General features: G+C 74.4%; 15 protein-coding genes. 7 read left to right on the top strand and 8 right to left on the bottom strand.

Annotated elements, in window-relative coordinates:
• Positions 1 to 83: 83 nt before the first annotated feature.
• Positions 84 to 3,080, top strand: a complete 2,997-nt coding sequence (locus ABTZ03_RS10620; RefSeq protein ID WP_350512519.1) for an AfsR/SARP family transcriptional regulator — start codon at positions 84 to 86, stop codon at positions 3,078 to 3,080.
• A 48-nt stretch (positions 3,081 to 3,128) separates the two neighbouring features.
• Here ABTZ03_RS10620 and ABTZ03_RS10625 read toward each other — a convergent pair whose 3' ends face one another.
• The 4 genes from ABTZ03_RS10625 to ABTZ03_RS10640 all read right to left on the bottom strand — a co-directional run bounded on the left by ABTZ03_RS10625 (position 3,129) and on the right by ABTZ03_RS10640 (position 8,051).
• Positions 3,129 to 4,970 carry a serine/threonine protein kinase gene (locus ABTZ03_RS10625; RefSeq protein ID WP_350512520.1) on the bottom strand — a complete coding sequence of 614 codons (1,842 nt, stop codon included), beginning with the start codon at positions 4,968 to 4,970 and terminating at the stop codon, positions 3,129 to 3,131.
• A 228-nt stretch (positions 4,971 to 5,198) separates the two neighbouring features.
• On the bottom strand, positions 5,199 to 6,101 hold the full coding sequence (locus ABTZ03_RS10630; RefSeq protein ID WP_350512521.1) for a UTP--glucose-1-phosphate uridylyltransferase: 903 nt from the start codon (positions 6,099 to 6,101) through the stop codon (positions 5,199 to 5,201).
• A 141-nt stretch (positions 6,102 to 6,242) separates the two neighbouring features.
• The gene (locus ABTZ03_RS10635; RefSeq protein WP_350512522.1) at positions 6,243 to 6,986 is read right to left on the bottom strand and encodes a 3-oxoacyl-ACP reductase family protein; all 744 of its coding nucleotides are present in this window, start codon (positions 6,984 to 6,986) and stop codon (positions 6,243 to 6,245) included.
• A gap of 111 nt (positions 6,987 to 7,097) precedes the next feature.
• Positions 7,098 to 8,051, bottom strand: a complete 954-nt coding sequence (locus ABTZ03_RS10640; RefSeq protein WP_350512523.1) for an NAD-dependent epimerase/dehydratase family protein — start codon at positions 8,049 to 8,051, stop codon at positions 7,098 to 7,100.
• A 211-nt stretch (positions 8,052 to 8,262) separates the two neighbouring features.
• On the opposite strand from ABTZ03_RS10640, the gene ABTZ03_RS10645 reads away from it, so the two are divergent.
• Together ABTZ03_RS10645 and ABTZ03_RS10650 are read left to right on the top strand one after the other, a co-directional pair.
• Positions 8,263 to 9,261: a cytochrome c oxidase assembly protein gene (locus ABTZ03_RS10645; protein WP_350512656.1), complete on the top strand. Its 999-nt coding sequence runs from the start codon at positions 8,263 to 8,265 to the stop codon at positions 9,259 to 9,261.
• 142 nt (positions 9,262 to 9,403) lie between these two features.
• The gene (locus tag ABTZ03_RS10650; protein ID WP_350512524.1) at positions 9,404 to 10,042 is read left to right on the top strand and encodes a YdcF family protein; all 639 of its coding nucleotides are present in this window, start codon (positions 9,404 to 9,406) and stop codon (positions 10,040 to 10,042) included.
• A gap of 100 nt (positions 10,043 to 10,142) precedes the next feature.
• On the opposite strand, the gene ABTZ03_RS10655 is transcribed toward ABTZ03_RS10650, so the two are convergent.
• The gene (locus ABTZ03_RS10655) at positions 10,143 to 12,362 is read right to left on the bottom strand and encodes an NADP-dependent isocitrate dehydrogenase (protein WP_350512525.1); all 2,220 of its coding nucleotides are present in this window, start codon (positions 12,360 to 12,362) and stop codon (positions 10,143 to 10,145) included.
• Positions 12,363 to 12,777: 415 nt separating this feature from the next.
• Here ABTZ03_RS10655 and ABTZ03_RS10660 point away from each other — a divergent pair, with 415 nt between their 5' ends.
• Positions 12,778 to 13,083, top strand: a complete 306-nt coding sequence (locus ABTZ03_RS10660) for an SAV_915 family protein (RefSeq protein ID WP_350512526.1) — start codon at positions 12,778 to 12,780, stop codon at positions 13,081 to 13,083.
• Positions 13,080 to 13,409, top strand: a complete 330-nt coding sequence (locus ABTZ03_RS10665) for a hypothetical protein (protein WP_350512527.1) — start codon at positions 13,080 to 13,082, stop codon at positions 13,407 to 13,409. Before ABTZ03_RS10660 ends, ABTZ03_RS10665 begins: the two co-directional genes overlap by 4 nt.
• A gap of 30 nt (positions 13,410 to 13,439) precedes the next feature.
• Here ABTZ03_RS10665 and ABTZ03_RS10670 read toward each other — a convergent pair whose 3' ends face one another.
• Both ABTZ03_RS10670 and ABTZ03_RS10675 read right to left on the bottom strand, forming a co-directional pair.
• The gene (locus ABTZ03_RS10670) at positions 13,440 to 13,688 is read right to left on the bottom strand and encodes a hypothetical protein (protein WP_350512528.1); all 249 of its coding nucleotides are present in this window, start codon (positions 13,686 to 13,688) and stop codon (positions 13,440 to 13,442) included.
• A 137-nt stretch (positions 13,689 to 13,825) separates the two neighbouring features.
• The gene (locus ABTZ03_RS10675) at positions 13,826 to 14,686 is read right to left on the bottom strand and encodes an EamA family transporter (protein WP_350512529.1); all 861 of its coding nucleotides are present in this window, start codon (positions 14,684 to 14,686) and stop codon (positions 13,826 to 13,828) included.
• Positions 14,687 to 15,140: 454 nt separating this feature from the next.
• Between ABTZ03_RS10675 and ABTZ03_RS10680 the strand changes: the two genes are divergently transcribed.
• On the top strand, positions 15,141 to 16,826 hold the full coding sequence (locus ABTZ03_RS10680) for an APC family permease (protein WP_350512530.1): 1,686 nt from the start codon (positions 15,141 to 15,143) through the stop codon (positions 16,824 to 16,826).
• A gap of 74 nt (positions 16,827 to 16,900) precedes the next feature.
• Here ABTZ03_RS10680 and ABTZ03_RS10685 read toward each other — a convergent pair whose 3' ends face one another.
• Positions 16,901 to 18,526, bottom strand: coding sequence for an FAD-dependent oxidoreductase (locus ABTZ03_RS10685; RefSeq protein ID WP_350512531.1), 1,626 nt, complete (start codon positions 18,524 to 18,526; stop codon positions 16,901 to 16,903).
• A 315-nt stretch (positions 18,527 to 18,841) separates the two neighbouring features.
• Between ABTZ03_RS10685 and ABTZ03_RS10690 the strand changes: the two genes are divergently transcribed.
• Positions 18,842 to 20,008, top strand: coding sequence for a SchA/CurD-like domain-containing protein (locus ABTZ03_RS10690; protein WP_350512532.1), 1,167 nt, complete (start codon positions 18,842 to 18,844; stop codon positions 20,006 to 20,008).
• The last annotated feature ends 6 nt before the right edge of the window (positions 20,009 to 20,014 follow it).

Consider the following 20,014-nt stretch of genomic DNA (forward strand, 5'->3'; position numbering starts at 1 on the left):
CTTCGGCAAGCGCCCTCTGACCAGGGACGATGCAGTCGGTATCATGCGCCGGGGGGTTTGTTTGCGGGTGGAGGGAACGACCGGTGGATGGGTTGCGGTTCGCGGTGCTGGGGCCGGTGCGGGGGTGGCGGGACGGCGGGGAGCTCGCGCTCGGGTCGCCGCAGCAGCGGAGCCTGCTGCTCTCGCTGCTGCTGAGGGCCAACCACCCGGTGTCGACCGATCAGCTCGTCGACGACCTGTGGGACGAGGAGCCGCCCCTCCGGGCGAGGGCGGTCATCCGGACGTACGTCCACCGCCTGCGCCGCATCCTCGGGCCCGCCCCGCTCACCTCACTCGCCGGTGGCTACCTGCTGACCGTCGCCCCCGGCGGGCTGGACACCCAGCGCTGCGAGGAACTGGTCGGCGAGGCCCGGGAGCTGCGCGGCGCCGAGGAGCACCCCCGCGCCGCCGCGGCGCTCCGCTCGGCGCTGGCCCTCTGGCAGGGCGAGCCGATGCCCGGGCTTCCCGGGCCGTACGCCGAGCGGCAGCGCGGCGAGTGGGCCGAGCGCCGGGTGACCGTCCTGGAAGCGTGCCTGGAGGCCGAGGTCCAGGCCGGCCCGTCCGGCGGGGCCGTCGCCGAACTGACGGCGGCCACCGCCGAGTTCCCGCTCCGGGAACGGTTCGCCGAGTTGCTGATGCTGGCCCTGTACCAGGCCGGCCGGCAGGCCGACGCCCTGGGCGTGTACCGCGCGACGGACGCGCGGCTGCGGGCGGAACTCGGCGTCGCCGCGGGGCCCGGGCTGCGCGAGCTGCAGCGCCGGATCCTGGCCGGCGACGGGGCCCTGCTGGCGCCCGCGCCGCTCCGGCCCGGCACCGCCGCGGTCCGCCCGCCGTACCGGGCGCCGGTCCGGCCGACCCAGGTGCCGGCGGCCCTCTCCGACTTCACCGGCCGCGCGGCACAGACCGAGGAGCTGCGGACCGCCCTGCTCGCCACCGGCACCGTGCCGGTGGCCACGGTGTCGGGCCTGGGCGGCGTGGGCAAGACGGCCCTGGCCGTGCACGTCGCGCACGGGCTGGCCGCGGACTTCCCCGACGGTCAGCTCCACGTCGACCTGCACGGGGCCGACGGCCGCCCGACCCGGCCCGAGGACGCGCTGGGCGCCCTCCTCCGTTCCCTCGGCGTACCCCCGGACGGGCTGGCCCCCGGACTCGCCGAGCGCTCCGCCCAGTTCCGTTCGCTGCTCTCCGGCCGACGCGTCCTGGTGGTCCTCGACAACGCCCGGGACGCCGAACAGATCAGGCCGCTGCTACCGGGCCGGCCCGGCTGCGCCGTGCTGGCCACCAGCCGGGCCAGGCTCGGCTCGCTGCCGAACGCCCACGTCGTCGAGCTGCCGGCCTTCGCCCCGGAGGAGGCCCTCGACCTGCTCGGCCGGGTGGTCGGCGAGCAGCGGCTGACGGCCGAGGCGGACACCGCCCGGGAACTCGTCCGGCTCTGCGGCCACCTCCCGCTGGCCGTACGCATCCTGGCCGCCCGGCTGGCCTGCCGGCCGGGCTGGACCCTGGCCCGGCTGCTCGACAAGCTCTCCGAGAACCGTCGCCGACTGGACGTGCTGCGCACCGGGGACCTCGCCGTCGAGTCGGCGTTCCGCTTCGGCTACGACCAGCTGGCCCCCGATCAGGCCCGCGCCTTCCGGCTGCTGGCGGTGCCGGAGGTGCCCGACCTGTCGCCGAGCGGGGTCGCGGCGGTGCTGGGCCTGCCCGAGGACACGGCCGAGGAGCTGGCCGAGTCACTGGTCGACTGCTCGATGCTGGAGACCGTGGCACCGGACCGCTACCGGTACCACGACCTGCTGCGCGCCTTCGCCCAACGGCTCGGCCCGGAAGCCGAATCGGGCACCGAACCGGACACCCGACCGGGCACCGAACCGGACAGCGGGGCGAGCGCGGACGCGGAGGCCGACCGCCCCGCCGCCGTCCTCACCCGGCTGGCGGTCCACCTCCACGCCGAGACCGTCGCGGCCCTCGGCCCGGCCGCCACCCGCGCGGCCCTGCCCGGCACCGACGCGCCCCGCGCCCCCGACGCCCGGGCGGTGGCTCGGGGCCGCGCGGAGTTCCCCGGCATCGGCGCCCTGGTCGGCCAGTACGCCGCGCTCCCCGCACCCACCCGGCTCGACCTGGTGGCCGAACTGCTGCTCGGCTGCAGCCTGTTGTGCGAGACCGGCCAGGCCACCCGGCCGCTCGGGCACGCGGCGAAGGTGCTGCTCCAGACCGCCGTGCGGCAGGGCGACCGGACGGCCGAGGTCCGGGCCCGACTGGTGCTCGGACGGCTGCTGACCGAGGTCGGCTCCGAACCGGCGGCCCTCGGCGAGCTGATCCGGGCCCGCGACCTGTGCACCGCCCACGATCTGCCGGGGCCGCTGCTCGCCCTGGCCCACGCCTCGCTGGCCGCCCTGTTCGTCCAGATCGGCCGGCCGGGCGACGCGGTGGACGGCTTCAGCGCGGCGATCGCGGCCTGGGAGCGGCTCGGCGACCGGCGCTCGGCGGCCGCCGAACTGCTCGACCTGGCCGGGGCGTTCACCGAGCTCGGGCGGTTCGACGCGGCGGCCCGGGTCGTCGACCAGTCCCTGCTGATCTGCCACCAGCTCGCCGACCGCGAGCTCCAGGCGCTCGCGCTCGACTCGCTGGGCACGATCGCCCACGACCGCGGCGAGTTCGAGCAGGCCCTGCGCCACCACCGCGCCGCCCTCGCCCTGCTGCGGCCGGACGACCGGCGCCGGACCGGCCGTACCCTGCTGCGGCTCACCGAGTCACTGCGCGCCGTCGGCCGCGGCGACGAGGCGGTGGAGGCGGCCGACCGGGCGGTCGGGGTGCTGACCCTCGACGGCGACCGCCGCGGCCGCGGACTCGCCCTGGCGGCGCTCGGCGACACGCTCGCCGACCGCGACGCCACCGCGGAGGCGGCCCGGGCCTGCCGTTCGGAGGCCTACGACATCCTGGCCGCCATCGGCTCCCCCGAGGCCGACCGGCTGCAGGCACTGCTCGGACCCGGCCGGCCCACCGACCGGCCCCGCCGGCAGTGGCCGTCCTGGCTGCCGGCCTGACGTCCGTTCGGACCGCGGCCGCTCAGACGTCCGTTCGGGCCCGGCCGCTCAGGAGAACGTCCACACCTGCTTCGGCGTGTCCGAGCAGGCCTCCACGCCGACCCAGTAGCCGACTCCGTAGGAGGTCAGGCACTCCTTGGTGGTCGCGTTGACGATCTGGTAGCCGCCCGGAACCGGCACGAGGGACCAGATCTGGTTCTCGGCGGCCGGCGGATTCGTCCAGATCTGCACCTTCTTGCTGGGCACGTCCAGATCCAGCACCTTGGTGAAGTTGCTGGCGCCGTTGCGCAGGTAGTACCTCCCCTCGGAGATCTTGTCCAGCCGCCAGACCTGGGCCAGCGAGCCGTTGGGGATGTAGGTGTTGACCCCGTTGCCGTTCTTGTCCACGGAGCTGTAGTTGTCCAGCACGGCACCGTTGCCGGTGATCTGCGCCAGGTTGGGCAACGGCGGTCTCGGTTGCTCGGTGGGCGGTGCGGGCTGCGTCGCGGTCGCGGAGGCCGTGGGCGTGGGCTGGTCGCGGCCCGCGGGCCGGTCCGGGGTGCCGGAGGCCGGCGGCGGCGTCGGCTGCGGTACGACGGGGGCCGGAGCGGGCCCGGTGGTGGGGGCCGGGGCCGGCCCGACGGGCGGCTGGGCGGGCGCGTCGGGCCGGCCGGGCCGAGTGGCCGGGGCGGGCTCGACGACGACCGGGGCCGGGACGGGCACGGCAGCCGGTGCGGACCCGGACCCGGGGCTCCCGCTCGCTCCCGGCCCGGCCGACCCCTCCGGAGCCGGCGGCTGGGCGGACGGCTGCCCGGCGGGCGAGCGGTCGTCCGCCACCGACGCGGTGACGGGCGGCCCCGCGGGGTCGGCCGGCGGTTGGGCGACGGCCGCCCCCTCCGGCGCGCCGGCCCGGATCACCGTCGCCCCGGCGGCGCCGCCCACGCAGAGCACCGTCAGCGCGGTCACCGCGGCCAGCGCGCGCACCCGCGGCCCCGCCGGCCGCACGCGTCGGCGGGCCGGCCGCGGCCGCTGCGGAGCCGTCTCCCCGACCGGCCGCGCCTCGTCCCCGGCCGTCGCGAGCACGTCCCCGCCCGTCGCGAGCGCGTCCCGCACCGCCGCGGCCATCGCCGCGGCGTCCGGCCAGCGCTCGCCGGGGTCCTTGGCCATCGCCCGCGCCACCAGCGTCCCCACCGGCACGGGCACGCCCTCCGGCAGCGGCGGCACGGGCTCGGTCAGATGCTTGAGGATCACCTCCAGCGCGGTCTCCCCGTCGAACGGCAGCCGGCCCGCGAGGCACTCGTACAGGACGACGCCGAGCGCGTAGAGGTCCGCCGAGGCGGTGACCGTCCCGGTGGAGGCCTGTTCCGGCGCCTGGTAGGCGGCGGTGCCGAGCACCATCCCGGGGACGGTCAGCCGCGCGTCGCAGCCGGGCCGGGCTATGCCGAAGTCCGCGATCACCGTCCGGTCGCCCCGGACCATCAGGTTGGCCGGTTTGACGTCCCGGTGGACCACCCCGGACTCGTGCGCGGCCTCCAGTGCCTCCAGCACCTGGAGCGCCATCCGCAGCGCCTCGGCCACCGGCAGGGCGCCGCGGCGTTCCAGGACCGCGCTCAACGGCTCGCCGTCGATCAGCTCCATGACCAGGTAGCCGACCGAGGCCCGCCCGTCCGCGGCGGTGTGCCCGTAGTCGTACACACCGACGATGCCGGGGTGCCGCAGCTGCGCCATGACGCGGGCCTCGGCGTGGAAGCGCTCGGCGAAGCCGGGCTCGTCCAGCAGGGCGGGCTTGACCACCTTGACGGCCACTCGGCGGCCCAGGACCTCGTCCTCAGCGAGCCACACGTCGCCCATCGATCCCCCGCCCAGCCAGTCCAGCAGCCGGTAGCGGTCGGCGAGCACGGTGTCCTGCATGGTTCTCCCTGAATCAAGCCCGAGGACCGGAGCGAATCCGGCGACCGGCCCGGTTCCACGGGCGCGCCCTGATCCCGGGTCACTGGTCCGGAGCGCCCTGGTCCGGGGCGCCCTCCGAAGATCCTGACACCGGCGAATAGTCAACGACTTGCCATCCTATGGAGCCCGCCCGGCCCGCCCCGCCCGGGGTGGTCGCATCCGGTCGAACCCGGCCCTCCGGCCCCGTGCTCAGTCGGCGGGCGCGAGCTCCGCGGCCAGCCGGCGCAGCTCGTGCCCGTACTCCGGGTTGGCGAGCGCCGCCGCGAACTGGGCGCGCAGGTAGGCGGCCGGGTTGCCGGTGTCGTACCAGGTGCCGGCGATGACCTGCCCGTACACGGCGCGGCGGGCCGCGTAGGCGTTGATGGCGTCCGTCAGGTAGACCTCGTCCTCCGGCTTCTCGTGCCAGCGGCGGGTGAGTTCGCGCAGTTCGTCGACGATGCCGGGGGTGATCACGTACCCGCCGATGGCGGCGTACCCGGAGGGGGCGTCGGCCAGCTTGGGCTTCTCCACCAGGCCGGTGATCCGCAGCGAGCCACCGCCGAGGTCCTCCTTCACCACCGGCACGCCGTAGCGGTAGGAGTCCTCGGGCGCCATCGGCATCAGCGCCAGCACCGGCGCGTTGGTCTGCTCGAACGCCCGGATCAGCTGCTGGGCGCGCGGCACCTCGGCGACGAACACGTCGTCCGGCCACAGCACCAGGCAGGGCTCGTCCCCGAAGTGCCGGGCGGCGTTGAGCACCGGGGTGCCGTTGCCGTACGGGCCGTGCTGGTACAGGTAACTGATGTGCCCCTTGCGGGACAGCTCCCCGACCTCCTCGACGGCGTCCGCGAACGCCGCCTTGCCGTCCCGGCGCAACTGCTCGACCAGCACCGGGTTGGGGCGGAAGTGCTCCTGGATCAGGCCCTTGTCGCCGTTGACGACGATGGTGATGTCGGTGATGCCGCTCTCGATCAGCTCGCGCACGGTGTGCTCGATCACCGGCTTGTCGCCGACCGGCAGCATCTCCTTCGGGGTGGCCTTGGTCAGCGGCAGCAGGCGGGAGCCGAGTCCGGCGGCGGGGATGACGGCTCGGCGGATCGTCCTGGTGGCCATGTGATGCTCTCTCATGTCGACGGCGCTGCGCCGCAGTTGAGCGGCACCGCGCCCGACGCTACCAAGGATCGATCCATGATCATGACCGTGCGCGGGAGGGCGACACCCCCGTCGCCGCCCTCCCGTGCACCGGCCGTTCACTCAGGCCGTGTAGCCGCCGTCCACCGCGAGGGCGGTGCCGGTGACGTAGCGGCCGCCGGGGCCGGCCAGGAAGGCGACGGCGGAGGCGATGTCCTCGGCCGCGCCGAAGCGGTCCAGGGCGGTGAGCGAGCGCTGGAAGCCGGCGGAGTCGCCGTCGGCGGGGTTCATGTCGGTGTCGATCGGGCCCGGGTCGACGATGGTGGCGGTGATCCCGCGCGGGCCGAGTTCCCGGGCCAGGCCCTTGGTCAGCCCGGTGAGCGCGGTCTTGGCCGTCGCCTGGAGGACGAAGTTCGCGCCGGGGACCCGCCCGTTGAAGCAGGAGCCGATGCTGATGATCCGCCCGCCCTCGCCCATGTGCCGGGCGGCGGCCTGGGAGGCCAGGAGCACCGACCGGACGTCGACGGCGAGCACCCGGTCGATCTCCTCGACCGACACCTCGGCGAGCGGGCCGTAGGTGAGGAAGCCCGCATTGTTCACCAGGACGTCGATTCCGCCCAGCTGCCGGACCGTCTCCTCCACCGCCCGAGCGGCGGCGTCCGCTTCGACCAGGTCGGCGTGGAGCGCCACCGCCCGGCCGCCCGCCTCCTCGATCTCCTTGACGACCGTGCGGGCCTGGTCCTCCGCCCGGACGTAGGTCAGCGCCACCGCCGCCCCCTCGGCCGCCAGCCGCTTGGCCACCGCCGCGCCGATGCCCCGGCTGCCGCCGGTCACCAGGGCCACCTTGCCGGCCAGGTCACTGCTCATCGTTCTTCCCCCGTCCGTGGACGCCGAGTTCGGCGTAGCCCGACGATAGGACCTGACACTGATGTCAGGTTCAAGCGATTTCCCGCCCGAGCACCGGCCTGGGCCCGTGCCCTAGAGTCCGAGCACCGTCCGGTACCAGGGCGCCGCCGCGGCGAGGCGGGCCAGCGGGCCCGGGCCGGGCGGGCAGGCGGCGAGGCGCCAGACCTCGTCGCCGCGGTACCAGTGGTCCCGGGCGATCATGGCGAACTGGCGCTCGGAGACCCGCCCGGGCGTGGCCGCGAGCAGCCGGCGACACTCCTCCCAGGGCAGCGACGGGCCGTCCGGGGCGGGCAGCAGGCCGAGCCCGGCGAGGGCGGCGAGCAGGTCGCCGCCGCGGACCGGCTCCGGGTGGGCGGCGTGGTGGACTCCGGCCACCGGTCCGGGGGCGTCCAGCGCGAGCCCGGTGATCAGCCGGGCGAGGTCCGTCCGGTCCACCAGGGAGAGCCGGGCCTCGCCGCCCGCCCAGCGGCCCGGGACCCTGCGGGCCAGCTCGGCGAGGGCGGGCACCACCCAGCGGTCGCCGGTCCCGGTGACCAGCGCGGGGCGCAGCACCGCGGCGCCGGCCGCCAGGGCGTGGCCCTCGCCGAGCAGCCGGGTGCGGCTGGCCGCGGACAGCGGCGCGGCGGGCACCCCGTCGACGGCGATGCCGTCGTGCGGTCCCGCACCGTACACCGCCGTGGTGGACAGGTGGACGATCCGCCGGATCCCGGCCCGGGTGGCCGCCGCCAGCACCGCCGCCGTGCCGCGGTCGTTCACGGCCGCGCACTCGTCGGCGTCGCCGGCGACCCGGGAGGCGAGGTGCAGCAGCACCCCGGCGCCCGCGCAGAGGCCGTCCAGCGCGTCCCGGTCGGCGAGGTCGCCGGGCACCCAGTCGGTGTGTCCGTCCGGTACGGGCTCGCCGCGCACCAGGGCCCGCACCGGGACGCCGCGGGCCGCGAGCTCCGCCCGGACGGCCGAACCGATGAAGCCGGTCGCCCCGGTGAGTGCGACCACGGGCCGCCCGTCGGGCCGCTGCGCCACCGCCATGGCTGCTTCCTCCCCGTTCCTCCCTGCCGACCGGCCGGTCAGTCTAGCCAGCCCGCCGCCCCACCCGGGACCACCCGTACGGAGGGGGCGGCGGTATGCCCCAGGTAAGGCCCGCCTAGGCTGTATGCCAAGCAAAACGGGCGAACCGGACCCCCACCGGGGACCACGAGGACGGAAGCAGGACCCGCCGATGGGCGACGGAATGTCAGGAATGCACCACCACGGCGGGATGACTCAGCTGGGCCCGTTCACCCTCTCCAATGTGTGGACGTGGTCCCCCGACTGGGTCTTCCTGCTCGGCGGCCTGGTCGCGCTGGCGCTGTACCTGACCGGCGTGGTCCGGCTGTACCGGCGCGGGGACCGCTGGCCGGTCGGCCGGGTGGTCGGCTGGGTCGCGGGCGTCGCCAGCCTGCTGCTGGTCACCTGCAGCGGGTTGAACGACTACGGCATGGTGCTGTTCAGCGCGCACATGATCCAGCACATGGTGCTCTCCATGCTGACCCCGATCCTGCTGCTGCTCGGCGCCCCGATCACGCTCGCGCTGCGCGCCCTGCGCCCGGCGGGCAAGGGCCGGCCGCGCGGGCCGCGCGAGCTGCTGGTGGCGCTGCTGCACAGCCGGTACGTCCGGGTGATCTCGCACCCGATGTTCACCATCCCGATGTTCATCGCGAGCCTGTACGGGGTCTACTTCACCCCGGCGTTCGACTTCCTGATGCAGTACCGCCTCGGGCACATCTTCATGATGGTCCACTTCCTCATGACCGGTCTGACCTTCTTCTGGCCGATCATGGGCGTGGACCCGGGCCCGCACCGTCCCGGCCACGTGATGCGGATCATCGAGCTGTTCATGGGGATGCCGTTCCATGCCTTCTTCGGCGTGGCGGTGATGATGGCCAGCCACCCGCTGGTGTCCACCTTCACCGTCCAGGGCTCACCGCCCGGGACGGACCTGCTGGAGGACCAGAAGCTGGCCGGCGGCATCACCTGGGCGTTCGGCGAGATCCCGACCGCGATCGTGCTGATCGCGCTGGTCTACCAGTGGATGGGTTCCGAGCAGCGGCAGGCCCGCCGCCGCGACCGCGCCGAGGAGCGCAGCGGCGACGCCGAGCTGGAGGCGTACAACGCCTACCTGACCTCGCTGCACAAGAAGGGCCAGCGCCCGGCCGCCGCCCCCGCCGCCCCGGCGACCCCGGCCGCCGACGCCGGCTGAGTCCGCTGTCGGCCGGGCCCACCGCGGGCCCGGCCCACCGCTGACGATCCGACCGAGCCCACGCCCCCGCCCCGGGGACGTGGGCTCCGTCATGTTCCGGCCCGTCCGGAACGGTGTTCCCACCGGACGCGTTCGAGGGGGTATGCACGCCCTGTTCCTCCCCGCCGTCCTGCTCGGCGGGTACGTCCTGCTCTGGCTGCTCGGCTTCCTCGGCTGCGCGCTGCGCCAGCGCCGTCGGACGGTGCCCGCCGGGGCCGACTACCTGGTGGTGCTGGGCGCCGCGCTGGACGGCTGCAAGCCCGCCCCCACCCTCCGGGCCCGGCTGGACGCCGCGCTGGAACGTTTCGCCGCCGAGGAGGCCGCCGGGCACGCCCCGCTGCTCCTGGTGACCGGCGGCAAGGGCCCGCACGAGGACTGCACCGAGGCCGGCGCGATGGCCCGCTACCTGCTCGCCCACGGCGTCCCGGCCGAGCGGATCCGGCGCGAGGAGCGGGCCGTGAACACCGCCGAGAACCTGCGCTTCAGCGCCGCCCTGATGGCCGCCGAACGCCCTGGCTACCGCTGCACGGTGGTCACCAGCGGCTTCCACACCGTCCGCTCCGCCCTGGCCGCCCACCGGGCCGGCGCCCCCGCCCGGGTGCTCGGCGCGGACGGCCCGCTCGCGCACGGCCCGTACCAGCTGCTGCGCGAGGCGGTCGGCACGGCGCTCGCGCTGCCCCGCGCCAACGGGGCCGCCCTGCTGCTGCTCACCGGCACCGGGGTGGTGCTGGGGCTCGTCTGAACGGCCCGGCCCCGGCCCGACGGCCCGACAGACGCGGGGAGGCCCCCGGGTCCGTGTGCACGGACCCGGGGGCCTCCCGGTGCTTTCGACCCGCCGAGGATCAGCCGAGGTTGGCGAGCGCCTCGTTGAAGGTCTTCGACGGACGCATCACGGCCGCGGCCTTGGCCGGGTCCGGCTGGTAGTAGCCACCGAGGTCGACGGCCGAGCCCTGGACGGCGATCAGCTCGTCCACGATGGCCTTCTCCTGCTCGGTGAGCGCCTTGGCCAGGCCGTCGAACGCCTGGGCCAGCTCGGCGTCGGCGGTCTGCTTGGCCAGCTCCTGGGCCCAGTACATGGCCAGGTAGAAGTGGCTGCCGCGGTTGTCGATGCCACCGAGGCGGCGGCTCGGCGACTTGTCCTCGTTGAGGAAGGTGCCGGTGGCGCGGTCCAGGGTGTCGGCCAGCACCTGGGCGCGGGCGTTGCCGGTGGTGCCGGCCAGGTGCTCGAAGCTGGCGGCCAGCGCGAAGAACTCGCCCAGGCTGTCCCAGCGCAGGTAGTTCTCCTTGACCAGCTGCTGGACGTGCTTCGGGGCGGAGCCGCCGGCGCCGGTCTCGAACAGGCCCCCGCCCGCCATCAGCGGGACGACCGACAGCATCTTGGCGCTGGTGCCCAGCTCCAGGATCGGGAACAGGTCGGTCAGGTAGTCGCGCAGCACGTTGCCGGTGACCGAGATGGTGTTCTCGCCGCGGCGGATGCGCTCCAGCGAGAACTTGGTGGCCTCGACCGGGGACTTGATCTCGATCTGCAGGCCGGTGGTGTCGTGCTGCGGCAGGTACGCCTTGACCTTCTCGATCAGCACCGCGTCGTGGGCGCGCTCGGCGTCCAGCCAGAACACGGCCGGGTCGCCGGTGGCGCGGGCGCGGGTGACGGCGAGCTTGACCCAGTCCTGGATCGGCAGGTCCTTGGTCTGGCAGGCGCGGAAGATGTCGCCCGGCTGGACGGCCTGCTCCAGCACCACGTTGCCCTCGGCGTCGACCAGGCGGACGGTGCCGGCCGCGGCGATCTCGAAGGTCTTGTCGTGGGAGCCGTACTCCTCGGCCTTCTGGGCCATCAGGCCGACGTTCGGGACCGAGCCGATGGTGGCCGGGTCCAGGGCGCCGTGGGCGCGGCAGTCGTCGATGACGGCCTGGTACACGCCGGAGTAGCTGCTGTCCGGCAGCACGGCGAGGGTGTCGGCCTCCTGGCCGTCCGGGCCCCACATGTGGCCGGAGGTGCGGATCATGGCCGGCATCGAGGCGTCGACGATGACGTCGCTCGGCACGTGCAGGTTGGTGATGCCCTTGTCCGAGTCGACCATGGCCAGGGCCGGGCCCTCGGCCAGCTCGGCCTCGAAGGAGGCCTTGATCTCGGCGCCGTTCTCCAGCGCGTCCAGGCCGGCCAGGATGCCGCCGAGGCCGTTGTTCGGGTTCAGACCGGCGGCGACCAGCGCCTCGCCGTACTGGGCGAAGGTCTTCGGGAAGAAGGCGCGGACCACGTGGCCGAAGACGATCGGGTCGGAGACCTTCATCATGGTGGCCTTGAGGTGCACCGAGAACAGCACGCCCTCGGCCTTGGCCCGGGCGACCTGGGCGGCCAGGAAGTCGTTCAGGGCGGCGGCGCGCATGACCGAGGCGTCGACGACCTCGCCGGCCAGCACCGGGACCTTCTCGCGCAGCACGGTGGTGGTGCCGTCCTGGCCGACCAGCTCGATGCGCAGGGCACCGTCGGCGGCGATCACGGCGGACTTCTCGGTGGAGCGGAAGTCGTTCTCGCCCATGGTGGCGACGTTGGTCTTGGACTCGGCGGTCCAGGCACCCATCCGGTGCGGGTGGGTCTTGGCGTAGTTCTTGACCGACAGCGGGGCGCGGCGGTCCGAGTTGCCCTCGCGCAGGACCGGGTTGACGGCGCTGCCCTTGATCTTGTCGTAGCGGGCGCGGACGTCCTCGTCCTCGGCGGTCCGCGGGTCGTCCGGGTAGTCCGGCAGGGCGTAGCCCTGGGCCTGCAGCTCGGCGACGGCGGCCTTCAGCTGCGGCACCGAAGCCGAGACGTTCGGCAGCTTGATGATGTTGGCGCTCGGGGTCTTGGCCAGCTCACCCAGCTCGGCCAGGGCGTCACCGATCCGCTGGGCCTCGGTCAGACGCTCCGGGAAGCTGGCGATGATCCGCCCGGCCAGGGAGATGTCACGGGTCTCCACCCGCACACCCGCCGTCGAGGCATAGGCCTGGACCACCGGCAGGAACGAGTAGGTCGCCAGGGCCGGAGCCTCGTCGGTGTGCGTATAGATGATGGTCGAGTCAGTCATCGGTACTCCGCTTCACGTCTCCAACGTCTTGACGTCAAGATATCTCGTCCCGGGCCCCTCGCTCCACCTCCCCCCGCCCCGGAGCGCGCGCCGGTCCGTTCCGGGGGCCCGCGGAGCGCGCGCCGACGGACGGCTCCACCGTGGTCCGCGAGGCGGCGCGCGGCAAGCGGAGCGCGCCCGGGCCGTACGGGACGGGCGGGGTTGGGCCGGTTGTACGACCCCGTTGGGGCCGAGTTCGGGCCCCCGCGTAACAGGCGTAGTCCAATCGAGTGAGTCGGGTGTCAGAAGTGCGTCAACGCACCACCCCATTCGGTCAACGCTGCGTCAGGACCGGCGACGCCCGGCACGACCCGACCTAGCGTCGACCCAAGCAGTTCCGGCAGCCACACCACCACCCCTACCCGGGAGCATCCGCATGGCCTGCGTCGTCTGGCACGTACCGGTGAACACCACCGGCACCGGAAGCACCACCGCCCTCCGCCTCTTCCGCATGCGCGACGGCCGCCGCTGCGCGATCGGGTTCTCCAGCCCCGAGGGCCTCGCCGCCCTGCTGGGGCCGGAGCAGGCCTACACCGAACTCGGCGAGGCCGCCCTGCGCACCCTCATCAGCCCGCTCGGCGTCGACACCCTGGTGTTCGACCCGCGCCTCGTCGCCCCGCCCGTCGGCACCCCCGGCGCGGCCGCCTCCCCGACCTCGACCGCCCACCTCCAGCACCGGTGACGGCCCCGCTCCATCTCGTCCCGGACGGGTTCGACCCCGCTCCGGGACACCCCGGGCAGGTCCGGTCGCTGCACGCGATCGCCCGGATCAGCCACGGGCCGGTGCCGCTGGACTTCAACCGGCTGGCGGCGGAGTTCCCGGCCGTCCAGAGCGGTCTCGCCCTCGCCGGGGAAGCCGACCTGGAGCTCCGCCTCGCCTGCACCGGACCGGAGGAGCTGCGGGCGGTCGCCGCCGCCCTGCACCGGGCGGGTGCCGCCAGGGTCCGGATCGACCTGGTGCTGCGGGCGCTGACCCCGGCACCGGTCACCCTGCGGCCGGTGCCCTGAGCCGACGGCCGCCCCGACCCGCGCCCCGGCTCACTCGAAGCCGGGGCGCGGGTTCGGGTTGACCGCCTGGCCGTCGATGTCCGCGCCCCAGTCGTCCTGACCGCTCGCGTCCACGCAGTAGCCGCTGCCCTCGACGTGGCCGCCCGCGGCCCGGCAGGTGGCGGCGGTCACGTCGCGCCGTCCGCCCGCCGCCGCGCCGGCGGGGGCGGCGGCGCCGACGGCGAGCAGGACGACGGTCACGGTCGAGACGGCCACCCGGGCCGCGCATGTGGTCTTCATGCAGGCCACGACAGCACGGCGCCCCGCCCCCGGCGACCACAGCTCACCCGCCCGGGTCACCCACCACGCCCCACGGGCCCGGAAGGCCCCTCCCGAGGCCCAGGCAGCCCACCCGGACCAGGAGCGCCGAGAGGGGCCTACGCCCGGGCCAGCACCGCGATCGCGGCCAGCAGCAGCGCCGAGCCGGCCACCAGGCCCGCCGTGAGCGGCTCGCCGAGGAAGAGCACCCCGATCACCGCCGCCGTGGCCGGCTCCAGCAGCACCAGCACCGAGGCGGTGGTGCCCGGCACGACGGTCAGCCCGCTGAAGTACCAGCGGTAGGCGAGCAGCGTCGGCACCGTCCCGAGGAACAGCAGCGCTCCCCCGGTCAGCGCCGGCTGCCCGGTGCTCGGCAGCGCGCCCTGGAGCGCCGCGAACGGCAGCAGGCAGAGCAGCCCGGTCGCGAAGGCGCCGGTGCCGGCCCGGGCCGAACCGCCGCCCCGGGCCCACAGGGTCAATCCGCTCTGGCCGGCGCCCGCGAGCACCGCCAGGGCGACGCCCAGCGCCGGCCGCGGCCCGGCGGCCGGGGCGGCCACCAGCAGTGCCAGCCCGCCGAGGGCGAGCGCCACGGCGGCCGCGGCCCGTCCGGTGAGGCGCTCGCCGAGCAGCCGGTGGCCGCCCAGGCCGGTGAGCACCGGCCCGGCGCCGATGGTGATCAGGGTGCCCAGCCCCAGGCCCGCGTAGTGCACCGAGCCGAAGTAGGCGCACTGGCTGACGGCCAGCCCCAGGCCGGTCAGCACGGCGGCCCGCCGGTCCCGGCCGCCTTGCGGGGCCCGCGAGGGCAGCAGCGCCAGACAGAGCGCCGCGACGCCGAAGCGCCAGCAGCAGACGGCCACCGGGCCGAGCCCGCTGGTGCGCATCAGCAGCGCGGCCACGGCTCCGCCCACCCCCCAGGCGACGGCGGCGGCGGAAATGGACAGCAGGCCGTGCCGGAACGGCACGGCGGTGTACGAGGTCATGCGTCAGTGCTCCACGATGATCGCCGGTTCTGGTCCGCGGGGTACGCGGGCGGCAGTCATCGCCCCGGCGCCGACGGGCTCTCCCGCTCGGCCGGGTCAGGTGGGTACGCCGCCCGCTAGCGGACCGGCGGCGGGAGGATCACGAAACGCACGGGACCAGCCTACGACGCACCACCTCGGTATGACTATGCGTTTCCGGTCATTCCCATGAGACAACGGGCGATCCATATTGCCCGGCCGGATATCCGAGCTCAATTCCGGCTCAAATACTGGACCTACTCGCCGGTCACGTAACAGACCTCCGAACAGACCGCCCCCTACCTGCGCAGATATGCGGCAAAGAAAGTAAACATTCAGCAATGGAATCTGTGCAGAGCTCTCTGAATAGCCCTACTGTGTGGCAACTCTCCGCGCTCCGCCCACCCCGGAGCCCCCACACACAGAGAGATCGCCCATGGCTTCCCTCAACCAGATCTCGCCGCCCGGCGGGAACTCCGGCGCCGACGGCACCGCCGGGAGCACCGGAACCACCGGGACCGCCCACCGGTCGCTGAACCGCCACGTCGGACTCATCGGCCTCATGTGGGCCTCGGTCGGCTCGATCATCGGCTCAGGCTGGCTGTTCGGCGCGAAGAGCGCCGTCACCGCGGCCGGTCCGGCGGCCGTCATCTCCTGGGGCATCGGCGCCGTCGCGATCGTGCTGCTCGCGCTCGTGCACGCCGAACTCGGCGGGCTCTTCCCGGTCTCCGGCGGCACCGCGCGCTACCCGCACTACGCCTTCGGCGGCCTGGCCGGCATGTCCTTCGGCTGGTTCTCCTGGCTCCAGGCGGCCACCGTGGCACCGATCGAGGTCGAGGCCATGATCGGCTACGCCAAGGACTCGCCCTGGGCCGGCGGACTGCAGAACGCCAACGGCACCCTCACCACCAGCGGATTCATCGTCGCGACCGGGCTGATGGCGGTATTCGTCGCGGTCAATTTCCTCGGCGTGAAGGTCCTGGCCCGGACCAACAGTGTCGCCACCTGGCTGAAGATCTTCGTTCCTCTGTTCACGATCTTCGTGCTGGCGGTCACCAACTTCCACGGCTCCAACTTCACCTCGCACGGCTTCGCCCCGTTCGGCGCCAAGGGCGTGCTGGCCGCGATCAGCACCAGCGGCATCATCTTCGCCCTGCTCGGGTTCGAGCAGGCCATCCAGATCGCCGGTGAGAGCCGCAACCCCAGGCGCGACATCCCCCGCGCGGTGCTCGGCTCGGTCGCCATCGGTGCCCTGATCTACACCCTGCTGCAGGTCGTCTTCATCGGCGCGCTGCCGGTCAGCGCCTTCGCCAACGGCTGGGCCAAGCTCGACTTCCCCGGCATCGACGGCCCGTTCGCCGGTCTGGCCACCCTGGTCGGCCTCGGCTGGCTGTCCTACGTGCTGAAGGTCGACGCGGTGATCTCCCCCGCCGGCACCGGCCTGATCTACACCACCTCCACCTCGCGCATCTCCTACGGCCTGAGCCGCAACGGCTACGCGCCGCAGAAGTTCGAGCAGCTGGACCGCAACGGCGTGCCGTGGTTCGGCCTGGTGCTGTCCTTCGTCACCGGCGTGATCTGCTTCCTGCCCTTCCCCAGCTGGAAGGAGCTGGTCGGCTTCATCACCTCCGCCAGCGTGCTGATGTACGCCGGCGCCCCGCTGGCCTTCGGCGCGCTGCGCCGCCGGCTGCCCGACCGCGAGCGCTCCTACCGGCTGCCGCTGGGCGGCGTGGTCTCCCCAGCCGCCTTCGTGGTCTCCAGCCTGATCATCTACTGGGCCGGCTGGCAGACCCTGTCCCGTCTGGGCATCGCCATCGTGCTCGGCTACGTCCTGCTCGGCGGCTACGCCGCGTACGCGATCCGCAAGGGCCTGCCGAACGCGCCGCGGCTCAACTGGCGCTCCGCCCAGTGGCTGCCGGTCTACCTGCTGGGCCTCGGCCTGGTCTCCTGGCAGGGCGGCTTCGGTGACGGCACCGGCCGGATCCCGATGTGGTACGACATGGCGCTGGTCTCGGTGTTCGCCCTGGTCATCTACTACTGGGCGATCCGGGTCGCGCCGCCCGCCGAGGCGATCGAGCGGGAGGTCGCCGACGTCGAGGTGGTCGACGCGGGCGGTCACTGACCCCGGCACCCGAACGGACGGGCCCGCCGGTCGACCACACGACCAGCGGGCCCGTCCGCACGTGCCACCGTCGGCTACAGGTCCAGCACCGCCCGCAGCGCGGCCTCGACCGCGGCCTCCGGGTCGGCGACCGGGCCCCGCGAGCGCCAGGCGACGAAGCCGTCCGGGCGCACCAGCACCGCGCCGCCCGGGGCCAGGCCGTGCAGCTCGGCGAAGTCCGTACCCGGCTCGGGGGCCAGGTCGTCCTCGGCGCCGTCACCGATCCGGTACGCGTCCAGCGGGACGGCCAGCCGGTCCGCCGCCCGCCGGGCGCCCTGCTGCCAGGCCGTGCCCTCGGGGTCGGTGAGCAGCACCATCGCCTGCTCGTACAGGTCCAGGGTGGAGAGCCGCACACCCGCGCAGAGCAGCCACTGGTGCGGGGCCCGGCTGCCCGGCTCGCCCGCCGACTCGAACCGCTCCGGCACGACCGCGCCGTCCGGGTCGGCGCCCAGCACCGCGCCCCGCGGGTAGCGGTAGCCGAGCGCCACCGCCAGCACCCCGGCCTGCCGGCCGACGCCCGGGACCACCGCGTAGCCGGGGTGGCTGTGCTCGGCGGAGCGGGCCGAGGCCCGCGCGCTGGTCACCTCGGCGACCGGGCGGCGCTCCTGCCCGTACGTCTCCAGCAGCCCGGGTCCGGCCCAGCCGCACAGCACGGCGGCCAGCTTCCAGGCCAGGTTGTGGGCGTCCTGGATGCCGGTGTTGGAACCGAAGGCACCGGTCGGGGACATCTCGTGGGCGGAGTCCCCGGCGAGGAAGACCCGCCCGGTGCCGTACCGCTCGGCGACCCGTTCGGCGGCGTGCCAGGGCGCCCTGCCGGTCACCTCGACGTCCAGTTCGGGCAGGCCGACGGCGGTGCGGATGTGCCGCTCGCAGCGCTCGTCGGTGAAGGCCTCCAGCGGCTCGCCGTGCTCGGGGTGCCAGGGCGCGTGGAAGACCCACTCGGACTGGTTGTCCACCGGCAGCAGCGCGCCGTCCGCCTCCGGGTTGGTCAGGTAGCAGGCGATGAAGTGCCGGTCGCCGACCACCTCGGCCAGCCGCTTGGCCCGGAAGGTGATGCTGACGTTGTGGAACAGCTCGCCCTTGCCGGTCTGGCCGATGCCGAGCCGGGTGCGGGCCGGGCTGCGCGGGCCGTCCGCGGCGATCAGGTACTCCGAGCGCACGACCCGCTCCTCGCCGGTCTCCCGGCTGCGCAGCAGTGAGGTGACGCCTTCGTCGTCCTGCTCGAAGGAGACCAGCTCGGTGCTGAACCGCAGGTCGCCGCCGAGCTCGCGGGCCGCCCGCAGCAGCACCGGCTCCAGGTCGTTCTGGCTGCACAGGCACCAGGAGCTGGGACTGAACCGGGCCAGTTTCCCGCCCGGGTCGATCTCCCGGAACAGCCACTCCTGCTCCGCGCCGGTCAGCGAGGGCGCCTGGAGGATGCCGTGGTTCGGGGCGAGCACCGAGGCCGCCTCACGGATCCCCGGCTCGATCCCGGCCACCCGGTACAGCTCCATCGTGCGGACGTTGTTGCCTCGTCCACGTGGGTGATGCGAGGTGTCGGCGTGCTTCTCGACCAGCAGGTGGCGCACCCCCAGCCGGCCGAGGAACAGCGCGGCCGACAGCCCGACCAGGGAGCCGCCCACGATCAGGACCGGCACCCGGTCGTCAACCTTCGGATTCATCAATTGCTCCACCCTGTAAGGGGATTCCGCGGCCCGGCGACTGGACTCGGCGCCGCCCTCGACGGGCCCGCTCAGCCGGGGGCCCCGCTCTTCCATCCCCCGCCCGGGGGCCGCTCTGCCGCCCCTTCGCCCGGATGGCCCGCAAATCTCGCGCCGCGCCCATCGGGCCGCTCACGATCGACCTCAGGCCTGGCGCCGACCGCCCGGGCCGACCGCACCGCACCTCCCTCCTCAAGACCGAGAACCCAGGCCGGGAGCACCGCCGGACGGGGCCGACAGGGCCCGCCGCGTGCGGCCGAGAGCAGAAAGTGGATCATGACGACTCTGTCCGAACCGCAGCCGAAGCAGCACGAAGACTCCGACACCCGGCTGAGGGTGGTGCTGATGCTGGAGATCCAGGACGGCGCCCAGCAGCGTTTCCTCGACGTCTACGAGCAGTTGCGCCACCAGGTGGCCTCGGTGCCCGGCCATGTCAGCGACCAGCTGTGCCAGTCCATCAACGACCCCCGCCAGTGGCTGATCACCAGCGAGTGGGAGGACCAGGAGACCTTCCTGCAGTGGGTGGACAGCCCCGCCCACCGCGAGATGGTCAAGCCGATGCACGGCTGCGTCAGCGACAACTTCCGCTCGCTGCGCTACGCCGTCCTGCGCGAGACCTCCGCGGCCGGCTCCACCGGCACCCGCGCCCCGATGGAGGTCCCGCCCGGCCTGCCGCGCACCGAGCCCGCCGGACACGTCGGCCCGCCCCGGGCCGAGCCCGGCCCGGACGGCGTGGTGCGCCACGCGCTGACCTTCACCGTCAAGCCCGGCAGCGAGGCCGAGGTGGCCCGCATCCTGTCCGGCTACACCTCGCCCCGGGCCGAGGTCGACGAGCACACCCGACTGCGCCGCACCTCGCTGTTCATGCACGGCAACCGGGTGGTGCGGGCCGTCGAGGTGGTCGGCAACCTCGGCGACGCGCTGCGCCACGTGGCGATGCAGCCCGAGGTGCGGGCCGTCGAGGAGGAGCTCAACCCGTACCTGGAGGAGGCCCGGCAGCTGGGCGACCCGCAGGCCGCCCGCGCCTTCTTCGCCAAGGCGGCGCTGCCCGCCCGGCACCAGGCGATCGCCAGCTCCTCCGCCTCCGGGCGGCTGCACCGGCACGCCGTGCTCTACCCGGTCCGCCCGGGCCGGGGCGAGGCCGTCGCCGAGCTGCTCTTCGACCACGACAACCTCGCCACCGCCGACCCGACCGGCCCGGTCGCGGCGGCGATCGTCTTCCGGCGCGAGGACACCGTGGTGCGCCTGGTCGACCTGCGCGTCCCGGCCGAGGCCGAACCGGCCGCCGCGCTCGGCGTGGTGGGCGACCAGGAGGCCGCCGAGCTGGCCCGGCTGCTGGACCTCGGCCCGGCCGGCGACCTGCGCACCGTCGACGGCCTCAGCGCGTTCCTCGCCGCCCGCGCCATGAGCCCGGTCACCGACCGCAGCTCGCTGGATGCCTGACGCGTC

Origin of the sequence: Kitasatospora sp. NPDC096077, from assembly GCF_040303245.1 — a bacterium.
GTDB lineage: Bacteria > Actinomycetota > Actinomycetes > Streptomycetales > Streptomycetaceae > Kitasatospora.

Bases quoted from the DNA above. Each gene is read 5' to 3' on its own strand.
- ABTZ03_RS10625 (WP_350512520.1), bottom strand. From the start codon at position 4,970: ATGCAGGACACCGTGCTCGCCGACCGCTACCGGCTGCTGGACTGGCTG.
- ABTZ03_RS10630 (WP_350512521.1), bottom strand. From the start codon at position 6,101: ATGGCCACCAGGACGATCCGCCGAGCCGTCATCCCCGCCGCCGGACTC.
- ABTZ03_RS10635 (WP_350512522.1), bottom strand. From the start codon at position 6,986: ATGAGCAGTGACCTGGCCGGCAAGGTGGCCCTGGTGACCGGCGGCAGC.
- ABTZ03_RS10640 (WP_350512523.1), bottom strand. From the start codon at position 8,051: ATGGCGGTGGCGCAGCGGCCCGACGGGCGGCCCGTGGTCGCACTCACC.
- ABTZ03_RS10645 (WP_350512656.1), top strand. From the start codon at position 8,263: ATGCACCACCACGGCGGGATGACTCAGCTGGGCCCGTTCACCCTCTCC.
- ABTZ03_RS10650 (WP_350512524.1), top strand. From the start codon at position 9,404: ATGCACGCCCTGTTCCTCCCCGCCGTCCTGCTCGGCGGGTACGTCCTG.
- ABTZ03_RS10655 (WP_350512525.1), bottom strand. From the start codon at position 12,362: ATGACTGACTCGACCATCATCTATACGCACACCGACGAGGCTCCGGCC.
- ABTZ03_RS10660 (WP_350512526.1), top strand. From the start codon at position 12,778: ATGGCCTGCGTCGTCTGGCACGTACCGGTGAACACCACCGGCACCGGA.
- ABTZ03_RS10670 (WP_350512528.1), bottom strand. From the start codon at position 13,688: ATGAAGACCACATGCGCGGCCCGGGTGGCCGTCTCGACCGTGACCGTC.
- ABTZ03_RS10675 (WP_350512529.1), bottom strand. From the start codon at position 14,686: ATGACCTCGTACACCGCCGTGCCGTTCCGGCACGGCCTGCTGTCCATT.
- ABTZ03_RS10680 (WP_350512530.1), top strand. From the start codon at position 15,141: ATGGCTTCCCTCAACCAGATCTCGCCGCCCGGCGGGAACTCCGGCGCC.
- ABTZ03_RS10685 (WP_350512531.1), bottom strand. From the start codon at position 18,526: ATGAATCCGAAGGTTGACGACCGGGTGCCGGTCCTGATCGTGGGCGGC.
- ABTZ03_RS10690 (WP_350512532.1), top strand. From the start codon at position 18,842: ATGACGACTCTGTCCGAACCGCAGCCGAAGCAGCACGAAGACTCCGAC.